The 18,149-nt window shown below is 49.8% G+C and carries 13 protein-coding genes; 10 read left to right on the top strand and 3 right to left on the bottom strand.

The window, feature by feature from the left end; genetic code table 11:
• Positions 1-99: 99 nt before the first annotated feature.
• Together DXB70_RS03370 and DXB70_RS03375 are read left to right on the top strand one after the other, a co-directional pair.
• Entirely contained in the window at positions 100-1,329 is a 1,230-nt protein-coding gene (locus DXB70_RS03370) for a CobW family GTP-binding protein (protein WP_118491949.1), read from the top strand.
• 18 nt (positions 1,330-1,347) lie between these two features.
• Positions 1,348-2,283 (top strand): GTP-binding protein, encoded by a 936-nt coding sequence (locus tag DXB70_RS03375; protein ID WP_022359817.1) that lies wholly within the window; start codon positions 1,348-1,350, stop codon positions 2,281-2,283.
• A gap of 141 nt (positions 2,284-2,424) precedes the next feature.
• On the opposite strand, the gene DXB70_RS03380 is transcribed toward DXB70_RS03375, so the two are convergent.
• Complete coding sequence (locus tag DXB70_RS03380) at positions 2,425-3,885, bottom strand: polysaccharide deacetylase family protein (RefSeq protein ID WP_118672656.1); 1,461 nt, start codon at positions 3,883-3,885, stop codon at positions 2,425-2,427.
• Positions 3,886-4,141: 256 nt separating this feature from the next.
• Between DXB70_RS03380 and DXB70_RS03385 the strand changes: the two genes are divergently transcribed.
• Positions 4,142-5,575: a D-alanyl-D-alanine carboxypeptidase family protein gene (locus tag DXB70_RS03385; RefSeq protein WP_243099895.1), complete on the top strand. Its 1,434-nt coding sequence runs from the start codon at positions 4,142-4,144 to the stop codon at positions 5,573-5,575.
• A gap of 190 nt (positions 5,576-5,765) precedes the next feature.
• On the opposite strand, the gene DXB70_RS03390 is transcribed toward DXB70_RS03385, so the two are convergent.
• A complete protein-coding gene (locus DXB70_RS03390) occupies positions 5,766-6,782 on the bottom strand; it encodes an ABC transporter substrate-binding protein (RefSeq protein ID WP_118672657.1) in 1,017 nt (338 codons plus the stop codon).
• A gap of 28 nt (positions 6,783-6,810) precedes the next feature.
• Positions 6,811-8,196 carry a branched-chain amino acid transport system II carrier protein gene (gene brnQ, locus DXB70_RS03395; RefSeq protein ID WP_118522131.1) on the bottom strand — a complete coding sequence of 462 codons (1,386 nt, stop codon included), beginning with the start codon at positions 8,194-8,196 and terminating at the stop codon, positions 6,811-6,813.
• Between the two features lie 275 nt (positions 8,197-8,471).
• Here brnQ and DXB70_RS03400 point away from each other — a divergent pair, with 275 nt between their 5' ends.
• The 7 genes from DXB70_RS03400 (at position 8,472) to DXB70_RS03430 (ending at position 18,144) form a co-directional block, all read left to right on the top strand.
• Entirely contained in the window at positions 8,472-9,374 is a 903-nt protein-coding gene (locus DXB70_RS03400) for a LysR family transcriptional regulator (RefSeq protein WP_107000149.1), read from the top strand.
• A gap of 192 nt (positions 9,375-9,566) precedes the next feature.
• On the top strand, positions 9,567-10,982 hold the full coding sequence (locus DXB70_RS03405; protein WP_117796427.1) for a Wadjet anti-phage system protein JetA family protein: 1,416 nt from the start codon (positions 9,567-9,569) through the stop codon (positions 10,980-10,982).
• A gap of 3 nt (positions 10,983-10,985) precedes the next feature.
• Positions 10,986-11,672, top strand: a complete 687-nt coding sequence (locus DXB70_RS03410; protein ID WP_118672658.1) for a DUF4194 domain-containing protein — start codon at positions 10,986-10,988, stop codon at positions 11,670-11,672.
• Complete coding sequence (locus tag DXB70_RS03415) at positions 11,647-14,907, top strand: SbcC/MukB-like Walker B domain-containing protein (protein WP_118672659.1); 3,261 nt, start codon at positions 11,647-11,649, stop codon at positions 14,905-14,907. Before DXB70_RS03410 ends, DXB70_RS03415 begins: the two co-directional genes overlap by 26 nt.
• A 16-nt stretch (positions 14,908-14,923) precedes the next feature.
• Positions 14,924-16,201, top strand: coding sequence for a Wadjet anti-phage system protein JetD domain-containing protein (locus DXB70_RS03420; RefSeq protein WP_118672660.1), 1,278 nt, complete (start codon positions 14,924-14,926; stop codon positions 16,199-16,201).
• Positions 16,202-16,447: 246 nt separating this feature from the next.
• Positions 16,448-17,152, top strand: coding sequence for a GntR family transcriptional regulator (locus DXB70_RS03425; protein WP_118672661.1), 705 nt, complete (start codon positions 16,448-16,450; stop codon positions 17,150-17,152).
• A 203-nt stretch (positions 17,153-17,355) separates the two neighbouring features.
• Entirely contained in the window at positions 17,356-18,144 is a 789-nt protein-coding gene (locus DXB70_RS03430; RefSeq protein WP_022359830.1) for an electron transfer flavoprotein subunit beta/FixA family protein, read from the top strand.
• The last annotated feature ends 5 nt before the right edge of the window (positions 18,145-18,149 follow it).

Consider the following 18,149-nt stretch of genomic DNA (forward strand, 5'->3'; position numbering starts at 1 on the left):
TTCGGGCGATGTAAAGCTATGCATTGCCGGGATGCCAGGTACCGGGCGGACAATGATTTACAGTCAGTACACATTTGTACAGAAAAGAAGGTAAGTAAAATGACAAAGATTGATATTATTTCCGGTTTCCTGGGTGCAGGAAAGACTACGTTTATTAAACAGCTTTTAAAAGAAGCAATTTCAGGCGAGAAAGTCGTTCTGATTGAAAATGAATTTGGACAGATCGGCATTGACGGCGGTTTTTTAAAAGACGCTGGCATCGAGATCCGTGAGATGAACTCCGGCTGTATCTGCTGCTCTCTGGTCGGCGATTTTGGACGTTCCCTCGAGGAAGTTCTGACCAAATATCAGCCGGATCGTGTTATCATCGAGCCGTCAGGCGTCGGCAAGCTGTCTGATGTTATGAATGCAGTAAAAAATGTAGCTTCTGAGATTGAGGTTATGTTAAACAGTGCGGTTACCGTGGTAGATGTCAACAAATGCCGTATGTATATGAAGAACTTCGGTGAGTTTTTCAACAACCAGATCGAAAATGCAGGCACGATCGTGTTAAGCCGTACCGATGTAGCGGATCCGAAGAAGGTACAGGGCGCGGTTGAGATGCTTCGCCAGCACAATGCAAAGGCAACCATCGTGACCACTCCATGCAGCGAGCTGACCGGCGCACAGCTTCTTGAGATGATCGAGCAGGAAGACGATATGGCAGAGGAGCTGATGAAAGAGGCAAGAGAGCATATGCATGAGCATCATCACCATCATGATCATGACGATGACTGCGATTGCGGCTGCCATGACCACGATCATGAGCATCACCACCATGACGATGACTGCGACTGTGGCTGCCATGATCATGATCACGAGCATCATCACCATGACGATGACTGCGATTGTGGCTGTCATGATCACGATCATGAGCACCATCATCATGACCATGATGATGACTGTGGCTGTCACGATCATGACCATGAGCATCATCATCACGACCATGATGACGAGTGTGGCTGTGGCTGCCATGACCACCACCACGATCACGAAGGACACCATCATGCAGATGATGTATTTACAAGCTGGGGCTTGGAGAATGTCGGCGTGATGAAGAAAGAAGATCTGCAGAAGATTCTGGATGATCTGGCTTATGGTGATAAATACGGCGAGGTTCTGCGTGCGAAAGGCATGGTTCCGAGTGAAGAAAAGGGCGTATGGCTGCATTTTGATATGGTTCCGGAGCAGGCTGAGATCCGTGAGGGAGCACCGGATTTTACCGGAAAGGTGTGCGTGATCGGTGCCGAGCTGGACGAAGAGGGTCTGAAGGCAGCGTTCAACGCGTAAATACAAGGAGAATGAACTATGAATGAAGATAAGATGCCGTTGTTTCTCATCAATGGTTTTCTGGAAGCTGGAAAAACCCAGTTTATTAAATTTACAATGCAGCAGGATTATTTCCAGACCGAAGGAAAAACACTTCTGATTGTCTGCGAAGAGGGCGAGGAAGAGTATGATGAGGAGCTTTTAAAGCAGACTCATACAGCGGTTGTCTATATAGAGGAAGCGGAAAAGCTGACGCCGGAATACCTACAGGATCTGGAGCTTCTTTACAATCCGGAGCGAGTTCTGATGGAGTGGAACGGTATGTGGAATCTGGATGCCCTGAAACTTCCGAACGATTGGGATCTGTATCAGCAGATTACGATCATCGATGGTTCCACATTTGATTTATACCTGCAGAACATGAAACCATTGATTGGTGCCATGGTCCGCAACACGGAAATGATTATCATGAACCGTTGCGACGAGATCGAGGATTTGGATGTATACCGCCGTACTTTAAAGGGCATGAACCCGCAGGTTCAGATCGTGTTTGAGGACGCAGAGGGCGAAATTGAGGAAGTGACCGAAGCGGATCTTCCATTTGATGTCAATGCCGAAGTGATCGAGATTCCGCCGGAGGCATATGGTATCTGGTATATTGATGCGATGGATAAACCGGACCGTTACCGTGGAAAGACCGTTGAATTTACCGGCATGGTACTGAAAACCCCGGATTTCCCGAAGAACAACTTTGTTCCTGGACGTATGGCGATGACCTGCTGCGAGGCAGATATGACGTTCTTAGGTTTCATGTGCAAGGCAAAAAATGCCCGTCTGCTTGAGACGAAAGACTGGGTCAAAGTACGTGCCCGCGTAGAATATGAGTATATGCCGGAGTATGAGGGCGAAGGTCCGATGCTTTATGCAGATTATGTGGAAAAGGCAGAGCCGATTGAGGAGATTGTGCAGTTCTAAGATTTGCAACGGAAAGCTGTGCTTGAAAGAAAAGGTGTGCCCCGGAGTGTGGAAGACTCCGGGGTTTTTAAAAAAGAAAGAGAAATCGAGCATTCGTTCGATTTCTCTTTCTTTTATTTAAAATTGGAGTACAGCTTTATCTTACTCCGTCATCTTCGGCACCGGAGTAGGTCTTGACCGGTCAAATACCTCGTTGACATCAAACAGGTCACTCAAATGATCGCCGCCGACTCCACTTTCCGGAAGGTCGTAATACATCCGGTAGCCGTCGAGGTTCCGACGCCCCTGTCGCATATAATCGTCGCCGATCTGGACGAAATACTGGGAGGAATCTACGTTACAGAAGTAACGGAATCCCTTGTTGTACAGGTACTGGAAGCGCTCGCTGCTTGTATCATACGGATGCCAGTCCCCAATATCGCTTCCAAACGGGAAGAGGATGATATCACACGGACCGGTCAGCGTTTCGACTTCATTTGCCCATTTATCGGTATCTTCACGGAATTTATCCATTGGGATCGTACCCATGTTGCGGTGTCCCCAGCTGTGGGAGGCAATTTCAAAACCGTCGTCGCGCAGGCACTGGACGACTTTTGCTGCGTTGGCGCGTTCTTCCTCAAAGTTGAAATCCGGGTGTTCCGCTTTGTACTCGTCAGTATTGTAGGCGGAATCGGTGCGGTAGCCCAGGATGCCATTGTAACCGGTAAAAGCAATGCACGCTTTTGCGCCGCGGTAGGAGAAATCCGGGTGCTCTTTGATGAAATCATCCAGTAACGGCACCAGATCATAGGAACCGACGGAAACAGAACCGTCGTCCATCTTCATCTCGTTCGTTGGCTTGCCATCCTCGCCGATAATCATACGGGAGGCAAAGCCATCTCCATCCATGTATTCGTAGTAGCAGACATCATCCTGTGACATGACGAACGGCTTCTTACCTTCCGGAAGCATGATATCGCCCTCCTGGAAATGCCTGGAACCGTCCTCTGCGGTCACCTCATACGCTACATCGTGCAGACGTACCAGAACGAAACCGCGCTCATACATCGACTGGAGAATCTTCATAAATTCATCCTTGGTCGTCATGACCTGATTATAACCCTTTTCGCGGCTGTCGCCGTCAAATGCTTTCGAGGTATCCATAATCAGTGTATGGAAGAATACATGCGTTACCTTGCGCGGATCAGCGCGCACCAGTGTTTCTTTGGTGGCGTTGTATTCGTCGATCGCTGCCGTCACGGACTCGTCAGATGCGTATGTACTGCTGGACAGGAGATTGATTGCCCCGTCATAGTCATAACCGTCTGCCAGAAGCTTTGCCTGAGCGATGACACCCTCGAGGCTGTCATCAGCAGGTGCAGATGCATTATCAAGGGAAATTACTCCAGTTTCAGAATCCGTTTCGGTTGCCGCTGGAACCGAAGATACATGTTCTGCCGGAGAGCGGCGCACCCAGAGGAACGCGGCAATTCCAAGCAGTACAATCAGAATGCCGATTAAAATTAAATACGGAAGTTTGGAGGAACCGCCGTGCCGTCGCCTGGAACGTCCGCCACGTGCAGAAAATCCAACGCTTCCAAGGGAGGAATTTCTTCTCATCATAGTTTTCACCTTTTGTTTATTCATATTTATCTGTCGTTTTTTGCGTCAGATAGTAATAACAGACCGAGAAAGTTTGCCACCGACTCGACACAGCAAGAAAGAGGGCGGAAAACGTTTTTATAAGCCTGTCTGTGTTCTTATAGTATACCATAAAAAGGAAAGGTGGTCTATGACAGTTTCTTACAATTCTCTTTGGCATAGGGACGGGCGGATATGCCATATCTTGAGAAGAGAGTATGTGCAGACGGAGGAAGATATGAATGAAAAATGTATCATGCAGGGAGAGGCGTGGTATTTGAAATGGAAGCGTGTGGAAAAATGGTGTTGGTTTGTGAAAAAGAAGCTGTTTCGGGAAAAAGAATGTATGTGTTGGGACGAAGGGGGCAGAGACAGGAGAAGAGAGTATTTAAACAAAAATGCTTGGAGAGGGCTGGCAGCGATTGGTGTAGCGGTTGTGCTTACGATGGGAGAATGTGTGTCAGGCATACAGCTTGGAATTGGTAAATTGGGGGGAAGTGGTATGCTCACATCTTACGCGGAGGAACTGTGGATTCCCGTTTCAGTAACCGCAGAGACAGCGCAGGCAGCAGAAAATGCCGCTGAGCTTCCCGTCCAGGCACCGGAGGCGATCCTTATGGAGGCCTCCACCGGAACTATTTTGTACGAAAAAAATGCGGACGAGGCGCGAAATCCAGCCAGCGTGACGAAGATTATGACGCTGCTTCTGATTTTTGATGCGTTACATTCGGGAAAAATTCATTTGCAAGATGAGGTCACGACCAGCGCCCATGCGAAATCCATGGGGGGATCCCAGGTGTTTTTGGAAGAAGGGGAGGTACAGACGGTCGAAACACTGATCAAGTGCATTGTCATTGCATCGGGAAATGATGCCAGTGTGGCAATGGCAGAGTATATCGGCGGCAGTGAGGAGGCATTTGTTGCGATGATGAACGAGCGGGCGAAAGGGCTTGGAATGGAGACAGCAAAGTTTGAGGATTGCTGCGGTTTGACGGCGTCTACGACGCACGCGATGTCGGCGCGCGACATTGCCCTCATGTCGCGGGAATTGATCACGAAGTATCCGGAAATTTTTCAGTATTCAACGATCTGGATGGAAAATATAACGCACCGGACCAAGCAGGGAGAGAAGGAATTTGGACTTTCCAATACGAATAAGCTGCTGAAAATGGTGACAAATTTTGAGGTGACGGGACTGAAAACAGGTTCTACATCGCTGGCAAAATATTGTCTGTCCGCAACCGGGCGGAAAGAAGGCGTTGATCTGATTGCCGTCATTCTGGCAGCACCGGATTATAAGGCGCGGTTTGCGGATGCGGTCACATTATTAAATTATGGGTTTGCAAATTGTCATCTTTACAAAGATGACAATCCGGGAGCTGTGCCGGAAACGACGGTGGCAGGCGGCATCCAGGAACAGGTTGCAGGGCGTCTGCGGGGAACCTTTTCTTACCTTTCGATGGGAGGAGAGAATCTGGATGGAATCGAAAAAGAGTGGATGATGGAAGAATCCTGCAAAGCGCCGGTTCGGGAAGGTGATGTGATCGGACATCTGGTCTACCGGCTGGATGGACGGGAATTGGGAAGTGTGGAGATAGAAGCGGCAGAAACGGTGGAGAAAGCGGGACTATGGGACTATTTTAAGAAGGTAATGGGAGTGTTTGCGGCATAAAAATAAAGAGCTGTCATGTTTGAATAGTGATACATGACAGCTTTTTTGTGTAATAGGAAATTCCTTGGAATTTCCTATTACACAAAAAGGCACTAACGTGCCAATGATGCGCACTCGCGCGAAGATGTAGGTTGTCGCAAGCGACCGCGCGAGACGCCCGGATGTGCCAAGGCACATTCTTTTTTGCTGGTTATTCATTCTGCAATCCAGCCGCTTTTTCAGAATACGTGGTCGTTACCAGTTTTTCATAAGGAATCCGTTCCTTGAGTTCACCTGCTTCTTCCAGAATATTTTCCAGAAGCTCAAAGCTGTCCCTGTGGAAAATGGTATCATTTTTCCAGGTGTCCTGCGCTTTGTAGCGTTCAACAATGTGGGCGATTGCCGCGCGGTCTGTTTCCGGAAACTGAGGTTGGATTGTCTCGGCGATTTCATCCGCACTGTGGGAGTTGACGTAAGCTAAGCCCTTCTGGATGGCATTCGTGAACGACTGGATAATTTCCGGATGCCTATTTAGATAGCTCTGCTTTGCACAGTAGGCGGTGTAGGGGACATAACCGGAATCGACGCCGAGCGAGGCGACAACGGTGCCATTTCCTTCGGTTTCAAGGGTGGTGGCGAAGGGCTCGAACTCGACCGTGTAATCCGCATCATTACTCGTAAACGCCGCCGCTGTCAGCCCGAAATTGATACTCTGATCGATGGTCAGGTCATTTTTTGGATCGATGCCATTTTTCTTTAAAATATACTCAAAGACCATTTCCGGCATTCCACCCGCGCGCCCGCCAAGCACCTTTTTGCCTTTCAGATCCTGCCAGGAAAAGTCTGGTTCGGCACTTCGTCCAACGAGAAAGTTTCCGGCACGCTGGGTCAGCTGGGCAAAATTGACAGCATAATCGGCGGAACCTTCCTGGTAGACATAGATACTTGCCTCTGAGCCCATGAATCCGATATCGGCATCCCCGGAGATGAGCGAGGTCATAACCTTGTCGGCACCGGCACCGTTTACGAGTGTCAGAGCGATGCCTTCATCCTTAAAATAGCCCAGCTCGATCGCGGCGTACTGCGGCGCATAAAAAATCGAGTGGGCTACCTCATTGAGTGTGACCGGTTCAAGCGCCCCGTCCGCCTCCTTCGCCTGTCCACACCCGGTCAGGGTGGTAAGCAGAGTGAGCACAGCCAGGGCAGCTGCAAATTTAGTTCGTTTCATGGTTGCCTCCTGCGGTTCGTTCATACTATTAAGATATGGGGAATACAGGAAGGTGTGAGCGGTCTGCTGATTTTTCTTTCTGTCTCCAGAGAAGTCCAATACAAAGCCCGACAAGCGACGGCAGAATCCATCCGAGGTTCAAATCAAACAGCGGAAGCGTATGTCTGGCAAATGCGATGACGGGTTCCAGATGTAGGGCAGACTGCATTTCGTACGGCAGAGCTGCTAAAAAGTCAAAGATGGAAGCTGCCCAGGAACAAATGGTAACGCAGACATAGACTTTTTTGTTATGCTGGAATGCATTTCCAAGCAGCGCGAGGAGAATCAGCGTGATGGCTGGCGGGTAAATCAGCATCAAAACAGGAACCGAGTAAGTGATGATAGCGGACAGTCCTATATTTGACACAATGAGTGAAAAAAGGGTAAAAACGACCGCCCATGCACGGTAGGAAAGGGCATGGGGAAACAGTTTCACAAAGGTTTCCGCACAGCTGGTTACAAGCCCGATGGAGGTCTTGAGGCAGGCGAATGTGATCGCGATGGCGAGGATCCAGGAGCCCATCCGTCCAAGGTAGTAGTCTGCAATCTGGGAGAGGGCAATGCCGCCGTTTTCTGAAAGTTCGAACTGTCCCAGTGACTGTACTCCAATCAGGATGGTAAGCAGATAGATAAATGCCATCAGAAGCCCAGCCAGCATACCGGAATGCAGAACCTCTTTTGCAATGGTTGAATCTTCCCGCACGCCCATCTGGCGGATAACCGAAATGACCACGATCCCGAATGCGAGTCCGGCAATCGCATCCATGGTTTCATAGCCCTGGGAGAGCGCGGAAAAGAAAGCTCCATTCTGATAAGAGGCATCGGGAACTGCCGCTGAAACCTCGATGCTCGGATGAAGCAGGGCAGTCACAATCAGAACGCCTAGAAACAGAAGAAACAGCGGATTGATGATTTTTCCGATCCAGAGCGTGATGCTGCCTGGACGAATGGAAAATACAAACACCAGCGCAAAGAAGATCAGCGAAAACAAAAACAGCATAGTCTGTTCGGAAAGCTGTGTTCCTAAAAGAGGTCTGACTCCGGCGGTAAAGGAGGTCGTAGCGCACCGCGGAATAGCGAAAAACGGTCCGATTGTCAGGTAGAGCAGACAGGTAAAGAAATAGCTATATCTGTGTCCGACGCGGCGGGACAGATCCTGAAGTCCCTCCGAATGTGTGCTTCCGATCGCGGCAACACCCAGGATCGGAATGCCGACGGCAGTCAGAATAAATCCAATCGCTGCCGGGAGAAACTGGCGTCCGGCAAGCTGACCGAGATGTACCGGAAAAATCAGATTTCCGGCGCCAAAGAACATGCCGAATAATGTTCCGGCAACTAAAAGCCGCTGCTTATGGGAAAGACAGGTCTGCGTCATAGATATTCACTCCTTTTACATGAGAATTGAAAGTTACTGTTCACGCATACGTGTCCAGTAACGGAATTTGCCGTGGCTTCGCATTTAAATACGGCAAATTCCTGCTGCCACCACGTTTTCTTACGGCACTTTCGGTTCCAAAAGTGCCTACCCGTGAACAGTAACAATTGAAAACTCTTTTCTAATCATCATTATAAAGCCTTCCTTGTGGTTTGTGAAAATCTAGTTTATAATAGAAATATGACAAAATGTAATATTCTAAAAGGAGGTGCGGCATGGATGCCAAAAAACTGGAAATATTGATGACGGCGGTAGATCTTGGAAGTTTTTCGAAAGCATCCGAGGTAGTTGGCTACACGCAGTCGGGGCTGACCCATCTGGTGGACAGCCTGGAGCGGGAGATTGGATTTCCGTTGATCCGCCGCAGTTACAGCGGCATCGCGCTGACGGAGGCGGGAGAAAACCTGTTGCCGGATATCCGCCAGTTTTTGCAGGCAAATGCCACCCTGGAAAATAAGATTCAGGCGGTGCGGGAACAGCAGGAGGAGTCGATCCGTGTGGCGGCATATGCGAGCATCGCGATGTACTGGATGCCGGAGATTTTATACCGGTTCCGCCGCCTCTGCCCGAAGGTGGACGTTGATCTCCGCATGGTCGATCATGCGCTGGAACCATTTGAATTATTACAGAGCGGAAAGACGGATGTCATTTTTGCGAGCAGACAGAAAGAACCGAAATGCGAGTGGATTCCGCTGTATCATGAACTTTTGTATGCGATTCTGCCAAAGCAGTATCCCTTAAATGGGCGCAAAGAATTTCCGCTGCGTGAATTTGAAGGAAAAGATTTCCTGATGCCTTACGGGCGGTTTGACATCGATGTACACGCCGCATTTGCAAAAGAGGGAGTCAGGGCAAAGGAGCAGTCTGTCTATGTGGATGATGAGACGGTGATCCGCATGGTGGGAAAAGGGCTGGGCATTTCAATGATGTCTGAACTGATGATCCGCGGAAATACTGAAGATGTCTACTGCGTTCCGGTTTCCCCGACCTGCATCCGGGAAATAGGAATGGGTATGAAGCCGGGGGCGGAGGAAAGTGAAAGCATTGCGAAGCTGACGAAATGTGTGATGCAGTTTGTGAGTACGTTAAATAAAGGAAGAAACGTCTCTTTGAAATAACCGGAATCAAAGTCCAAACAGTCCCAGCCTTGCCATTTTCCCGGTATAGAGTATATAATTATTAAGAAGAAACGACTGAGACTGCCGGCTTTTCGTTTTTTGGAAGAGCTGGTAGTTAGGTGTTTTCAGATATTGAAATATTCAGGAAAATCAGAAACATAAATACAGATAAATATATGGAAGGAATACACCGTGAGTATAAATAAAAACCTTTTTGACGCTCTCCCAATCGGCTTTTTCAACTGCCTGGCAAGCGGCAGCAGCAACCGCATTTATTCGGACTGTCTTCTGCTCATTTATCATGAGTATGATCGGGAGATTACCTACCGCATTGCCCGCAGCCGCATCCGGGATGCGCTTGCCATCTATCTTCTGGAAAATCACATTGATTATTTGGACGATGAGATGACAACCGACCGGAATTACAACCAGCTTGCCAATTCCGTGATCCGCAAATTCTGCTCGAAAGAGGTCGGATGGCTGGAGGAGGACACGGACGATGCGACGTATGAGAAGCATATCATGATGACGGAGCAGGGCGTCTTTCTGGCAGAATTTCTCCAGAAGATGATGAAGCCGGAGTGGGAAGAATTTTCAAGTTATATTTTCAATATTTATAATATTTTGCAGAATCCCGACCAGTGGGAACCGGATATCTATGTCAATGCGCTGCGCTCGGTCTACCGCAACGCGAAACAGCTCTCCGGTGCGCTCAAGCGCCTGGCGACCTTTATCAAAAAAATCATCGAGCGGATGGTGCGCGAGGAAAGCCTGGAAAGTCTGACCGAGAACGTCCTCGAATACTGTGAGGGCGATTTTATCCGCGAGTACGCGCGTCTGACGAAACAGCAGAATATTCATATGTACCGTTCCTTTATCCGGTCAAAGCTGGAAGCGATGCAGAACCGGCAGGAGCTGTTTGAGGGCCTGGTGGCGGGATGCGCGAAGGAAGAAGAACTGGAACACATTGAGGCGGAGAATAAGGTGCTGGATATGATCCAGACGATTCTGCAGTTTTTCTCAGTCGATTACGACGAGATCATGCGGGATATCAAGCATAAAATTAATATCTATTTACAGATTGCGATTGGACGCGCGAGATTTCTTCAAAACCGGGACAGCGATGTGCGCGGGCATGTCGAGCAGACGATCCGCGTGATTGCGGCGGAGATGAACACACTCGGTTGGAAGGAAGAACTGCCGGAGTCGATGAACGGGTTGTTTTTGCTGGAAAATAATGAGTTTATCGATACCGACTCGATCCGTTATCCGCGACGGGAGCAGATGATCCGCGAGGCAACCTATGCAAAGCTGGAAGAAATGACACAGGAGGACATCGATCGTGCGAGGGAGGCACAGGAGAGGGAGGCAGAGAACCCGTATTCGAAGGATAAGATGAAGAATTATCTGGAGGCACTTTTAGGAGATCGGACGGAGATATCCAGCGAGGAGGTTCCGATGAAGAGCAAGCGGGATCTTTTAAGCGCGCTCTCGGCGGTTGCATATGGTTCGGAAAATGGGTATGAGATACAGGCGGAGGATGGTTATCTGGAAACGCAGCAGATGCTTCTGCGGCGCTTTAAAATCGAACGCCGGAAGGAGAAATAAAACATGGGATTTGAAGAAATATGGAATGAATATACATCCTCTGAGAAGGACATGTTCCAGAAAAGTGTCAGGCGTCTTCTGAAGCAGACCTTTATCGTGCGCGACCGTGACGAGGACAGCAAAAAAGCGTACTATTTTGTCTCCAAGCGTTCGGAACCATTTTCAGCGTACCTGGGATATATCGGATACGATATTGTAATTGACCGGGAAAATGGTGTGATTATGCTGCAGAACTGCCGGGATCTCGGCGAGAATGGAAAACTGCAGATCAACCATGTGACACTCAAAAAGATGGAGAGTGTGGTTTTATGCTGCCTCTGGACTCTCTATGCGGACCGGGTGCGTTCTGGAAGTCTTTCGAAAAATATTGAGATTTCGGTGACCGATCTGCTCTATGAGATGGAAAAATACGGCATTCGGGATCAGATTGACAAGAGCAGTTTTGCATCGATTCTGACGCTGTTTACCAAATATCAGCTTCTGCAGGTGATTGGAAAGCTCGGCGAGGAGGACTGCCGGATCTGTCTTTATCCGTCGATGCAGTTTGTGCTGGAACCACAGGAGTTTGGCAAATTTGTGGAAAATGTCAACCGGCGGATGCAGGAAAAGTGGAGCCGTGAGGACGAATGGGAAACGGAGCTGACAAAAGAGGAGGAAGACGGCGATGAAGAATCAGACGATCATGAATAGGAAATCGGCGAAAAAACTTTTGATGGTCCAGTGGTCGCGTTTCCAGAATGTCTGTATCGAGCTGGAAGGTTCGACCCTGGTGACCGGTGTCAACGGAAGCGGAAAATCGACGGTGCTTGATGCGATGACCTATCTCCTGACGGGCAACACGCAGTTTAACAAGGCGGCGAAGGACCGAGACCGGACGGTGCTTGGCTATGTGCGCGGCGACACGCGCAGTAATGGCGAGGCGCGTTATTTGAGAAATGGCAGCATTGTCAGCTATATTGCGATGGAATTTTCCGATCCGACGCTGGGAGTGCCGCTCACGGTCGGAGTATGCATTGAGTCTCCAAGTGAGTCTGGCAAGCCGGTCAGCAGCTGGTTTATCTGTCCAGGGGCGGCGATTGACGATATCGATTTTACACGGATTGAGGGAAATGCACTCCGCATCACGCCGAAAAATGAGCTGACAGTGAATGGCGAGGCGATGAAGCTTTCCTCTTTTATGGGACGGGACCGCGGCACGGAGGCGGTACTCCGGGCGCTGGGACTCCGCGTGGACGCAGCCAAATACCGGACAAAGCTTCTGAAAATGATGGCATTTAACCCGGAAAATAATATCGACCAGTTTATTCAGGACTGTGTCCTGGAACCGGGAAAAGTCCAGTCGTTGGAGGAACTGCGCGAGCAGAAGCGCCAGTTTGAGCGCCTGCGGGAACTCTATGAGAGTCTCAGACAGGGCAAAATCCAGCTCGAAGAGGTTCTTCGCCAGAGTGACGAATACGAGAAGAAAAAGCGGGTACTCCGCATCCGGGAGCTGATGCTTTCGTACCAGGCGCTCCGGGAGAAGGAAGAGGAAGAAAAGCAGACGAAAAACCGTTATCAGGCTTTAAAAGACCAGTACGGGCGCCTGACCGAGCGGGCGGGAGAGCTCGCAAGACAGCAGGAAGCCGCACAGGAACGCCTGCGAATTGCAGAAAATAACGATATGGTCAAGGGAATGCAGGAAAGCCTGGATTCCCTGAAACGCCAGATCGAGGAAGCGGATCGTGAGAAAAAGAACTGGGAGGACAAGCTGGCGCAGATTTTGAAATTGAAGAAGAAGATAAGCGCGCTTATCAAGCTTCTGGAAGCAGATCTTCCGTCCTTATCCTCGGAAAACACCTATCTGGAGACACTGGAACAGGCGGATGGGGAGACGGCGAAGAAGCGGGAGGCGTTTGACGCATTCCGCGAGAAGGTGCACCGTCAGGACGGCATCTATGAGGAAAATAAGATCCACCTGCAGGATCAGTGTAAAGAGCGTGAAAAAGAGATAGGGGCGCTGCAGGAGAAGATCCGCCGTCTGGAATCGAATATCCTTGTGTTCCCGGCGGAGGTGGAAAATGCCCGGAATAAGATTCAGAGAGGGTTAGAAAAACAGGGTATCCAGACCGAGGTCCACATTTTTGCCGAATTGGTCCAGGAGGTGACCGCTCCGGAGTGGAGAAAGGCGGTTGAGACATTTCTGGGAAGAAAGCGTTTCTATATCATCGTGGACGGCGCGCACTGCCATAAGGCGATGCAGATTTTACAGAAAGAGCGGATCTATGATGGAAATGTCGTGATCACGGATAAGCTTCCGGAAACAGAGGCGGTGGAAGGTTCCGCGGCGGAGATTCTGCGGATCCCGAACGTCTATGCGAGACGTTACGCCAATTATCTGTTAAACGGCATTCATCTCTGTGAAAATCTGGAAGAGCTGCATGAATACCCGAAGGGCGGACTCATGCGGGATGGCATGCTGGCGAAGAGCTATGCGGTTGCGATGATGGATATGAGACGGACCGAGCTGTGTCTCGGCGCAGACGCGATCCGCTGCCAGCTGGAACAGTCCAGAAAAGAACTGGAAGAATTACAGGTGGTTCAGCGGGCCGATAAAGAGGCACTTTCACAGGTTATCAAATACCGTGATGCGATCAAGGAGATCGACTGGGACGGCGGACACTACGATTTCGGCGCGGCATATGGGCTGAAGGACTGCAAAAAGCGCAGGGACAGCCTGGTAAAGGACCGCGAGGAGATCGAGGCAAATCCGGACTTTACCGCAGTCCTGAAAGAACTGGAGACGGCGGGACGGCTGGCACGCGAGGCAAATGAGAGTGTGAACCAGAACCAGAGTGAGCTTGGCGGCTGTAAGAATGATTTAAAGGGCTGCGAAGGAACACTGAGCCGTATCAGCACGGAGATCTATTTATGCCAGAAGGCATATGAGGAAAAATGCCTTGTCAACATGGAACTCAAAGAGGCGATGCTGGAGGAATATAACCGCGAAAGCGAGAAGCGCGGCACGATCCGTGTGACGACACAGCTTTCCATCGACAAGAGCAAAAATATGCTGGCAGAGCGGGAGCGCCAGCTGGAGGACGCACAGCTGGCGTATTGCCGCCTGGCGGGAATCGACGTCGGAAAGCGCGGCATCGGTTACATCCCGTGGTACCGGGAAGAATATCGGAACCTGGCGCACGTCAAGGTGGAGGAAGCCCAGCAGAAGCTGCAGGAGCAGGCAGGACGGTTGGAGAGCGCGTTTATGAACGATTTCGTGGCGGAGATTGACGAGAATGTCCGCGAGGCAAAACGTGAGATGGACGCGATCAACCGCGAACTGCGCCATATGCCGTTTGGCAACGATACCTACAAGTTTGTGATGAAAGAAAAGCCAGACCGCGCTCTCTTCTTCCGCATCTGCAGGCGTCTGGAAAAATATATGAGTTCCCCGCAGGTCTATATGAATTCGGCGCGCGACGACGAGGAGATGGAGAATGATATTCAGGAGTTTATGAGTATCATTCTGGCGGAAGAAGATGAGTGGGAATACACGGATTACAGGAGATATTTCTCTTACGATATGGAGATCAGCAGCCGTCAGGGACAGACTGAGATCACGGCAGAGTTATCAAAAAAACAGGGTTCCGCCAGCAACGGCGAGAAGCAGACCCCGTATTTCATCATTCTGGCGGCGAGTCTTTTGCAGTGCTACCCGGCAAACACCTGCTGCGCCCGTCTGGCATTCATTGACGAGGCGTTCTCGGCATTGTCGAGAGAGCGGATCGAGCAGATGGTCCATTATTTCGAAGAAAATCACTTCCAGGTATTCTATGCAGCCCCGCCGGAGAAGATCAACAGTATCGGTCAGTTCATCGATTCAACTGTCAGCCTGATCGTGACAGGACGGTATACGAATGCGGTAGAAGGATTGGTGAAGCAGGCATAGGAAACGAGGAGAAAAAATGGCGGATCGGAAAGAGTGGAAAGAACAGCTTTTAAGTAAATTGCTGGATCAATACGAAAAAAGCGTCACCTACGCCGGTGAAAACAAGGTAAAACAAGTGTTTTCGGTCAAACCATCCGATATTTTCAAGGGCTACAACAAAGATTTTCTCCCGCCGGAACAGCTTTTCCAGGAAAAAGAATTTGAACGACTGATCCGTCAGATGGAATCGGGGGGACTTATTCATGTAGTTCCTCCGAATACTGGTATTCTCCGTCAGATCTGTGCCGTCCCGGAACGCTGGAAAGATTACTATACCTGCCTGAACCGGACGGAAAAGAATATTCTAAAAAAACGGCTGGAAGAGGTTTATCATCGCTTCCGTCAGTGCGATTTATTGGAGGCATATGGAAAAGAAAAGCTTCAGACACTGAAAAACAGCCGTGCGAGAAAGCTGGATGAAAAGAAGGTAGAAAAAGAGATAACCGAGGTAGAAGCTATCTGGAATCTGGTGCAATTTTTAAAAGAAAATCAGGAAAAGCAGAGAACTACGCTGGAGCGGGAAATGTCAGAGGCAGTTCTGCATGACAGTAAACAGTGGGAAAAGATATACCGGAAAAAGGTGTGTGGAATTTTGGAGCACACGGGGCGGTATGATGAACCGCTTGCGGAGCTGGAGGAAGAACGGGAGCGGCAGACGGCGCTTCTGGAGGAATTTTACATTTATTCCAATCCGGCGTATATCTATCTGAAAGGGGATGCGCGGATCTGCCTTGAAGACGGACGCGAACTTCGGATTTATCACGATCTGCCGATGTCGATCCCTTTTGAGACATTCCAGAAGGCAAAAAGCATCCAGATCCGGGATGCGGCGCTGATGACGGTGGAAAATCTGACCTCGTTTCATCGGCTGGAGCGGGAACATATATTTTACCTGTTTCTGAGTGGTTACCATACCCGCACGAAACAGGCGCTTTTGCAGCGGATCGCCAGAGAAAATCCGGGACTTTCCTGGTATCATTTTGGCGATCTCGATCCAGACGGTCTGGCGATCGCGGGACATCTGATCCGAAAGACGGGACTGCCGTTTCAGCTGTGCGCGATGGGTGTGCAGGAATTGCAGCGGTTTCAGACATATGCGAAGCCATTGGAAGCACCCGATCGGGCGAAGGCGGAAGCAATGATAAAACAGGGCAGCAGCTATGCGGGAATATTGCGGTATATGCTGGAGCACAACTGTAAATTGGAGCAGGAGATTATAAGCTGGCAGGAGACGAGATTGGAGAGTTTTCTGTAAAAAGAATCTTTTCGGTTCAATCCGGATTTTTATCTCAGTCGAGAAGACTCCCACCTCTTCAGGTGGTGAGTAATAGCAAATTTGTCTCAGTGGGAGTTGGGTCTCCGACTGAGATAAACGCTCCGCGAGGATGCGCAGTGATTCTGATAGGAATATGTCAGCTTCGCTGACCAGAATCACGCGCCAAGTCTCACGGACGTTCGACTTGAAATATGATAAAGACAAAGTGAAAGGAATGCAGTGTCTATGGAAAAACAGGAAAAAGCCTACAAAGGCGTCATCGAATATTTCAAGAACCGCATCATGGCGGGCGAGCTGCGTCCGGGGGAGAAGCTTCCTCCGGAGCGGGAGATTGCGCAGATGCTGGAAGTCAGCCGCAATTCCGTCCGGGAAGCGCTGCGGATCATGGATATGACGGGAGTGATTTCCTCCCAGCAGGGATCGGGGAATTACATCACTTGTGAATTTCAGAAAAGCATTGCGGAGACGATGGGGATGATGTTTGCTATGTCCCAGATTAATTATCAGCAGATCAGCCAGATCCGCTATGCGCTGGAACAGCAGGCGTTTGCCCTGGCGGTTGAACATGCGTCGGAGAGCCAGATGGAGGCGCTGGAAGAACTGGTAAAACGTCTTGACCGGAGCATGGACGAGCAGGAAAACGCCCGGATTGACAAACAGATCCATTTTACACTGGCGCTGGCGTCGGGAAATGTGCTGCTGCTCAATATTTTAGAGGCGTGTTCCGGCGTGATCGATACCTTCATCCGGAATATGCGCGCGGAAATTCTGCGGACAAAAGAGGCGAAAGAAGCGCTGAATCTCTGTCACCGGCAGATTGCGGAAGCGCTGCGGAACAAAGATAATGCAGCGGGGAAGGATGCACTGGACCGGCATTTCCGGATGATAGATGAAATTTTGGAAAAACATGAAAAAACGCATTCTATGTGAAAAGATAAACAATCGTTGACAACTAGAACGCAGCCCACTATACTAACGAATAAAGAAAATTGGTTCTACCAAAATTCTTTTTCTTTTCAATAAATTGGTAGAACCAATATGCGGATTAAAAATTCTTTAAAATTTGTGAGGACCAGAAGAGCATCCATCATTTAAAGATTTTTACAAAGCATCCATATGAAGGAGGAAACAGAATGAAGATTCTTGTCTGTATCAAACAGGTACCGGAAAGCAATAAAGTAGAAGTCGATCCGGTTACCGGCGTGCTGAAACGAGACGGCGCGGCTTCGAAGATGAACCCATACGATCTGTACGCGCTGGAGACGGCGTTCCGGATCCGGGAAGAAGTGGGCGGAAGTGTTCACGTCATTTCCATGGGACCGCCGCAGGCGCAGCAGGTGATCCGCGAGGCATTTGCGATGGGCGCGGATGGCGGAACGCTTTTATCGGATCGCAAATTTGGCGGTGCGGATGTACTGGCGACCAGCTATACACTTGCGCAGGGCATCAAGAGCTGCGGCGATTTTGACCTGATCCTCTGCGGCAAACAGACAACGGACGGCGACACCGCGCAGGTTGGTCCGGAGATCTCCGAGTGGCTGAATATCCCGAGCGTGGCAGATGTTGTCAAGATCAATCAGATTGATGAGGACGGCATCACTGTCAGCATGGATCTGCCGGAAGAGGTCGAGGTGGCGAAAGTGCAGTTCCCGTGTCTCTTAGCCGTTGACAAGGATATTTTCCAGCCAAGACTTCCTTCGTATGTCCGGAAAATGAACACGAAAGACCGTGAAATCCGGATTCTTTCCCTGGCGGATATGGATGATAAAGACGCGATGCACTATGGACTCAATGGTTCCCCGACGCAGGTTCAGCGCATTTTCCCACCGGCTGTCAATGACAAAAAGGAAATGTGGGACGGAAGCGGCGAAGAGCTGGCGGACCGGCTGTATCAGAAGATCGTGGATATGAAATTCGTGTAGGAGGT

Origin of the sequence: Clostridium sp. OM05-5BH (assembly GCF_003481505.1) — a bacterium.
GTDB lineage: Bacteria > Bacillota > Clostridia > Lachnospirales > Lachnospiraceae > Otoolea > Otoolea fessa.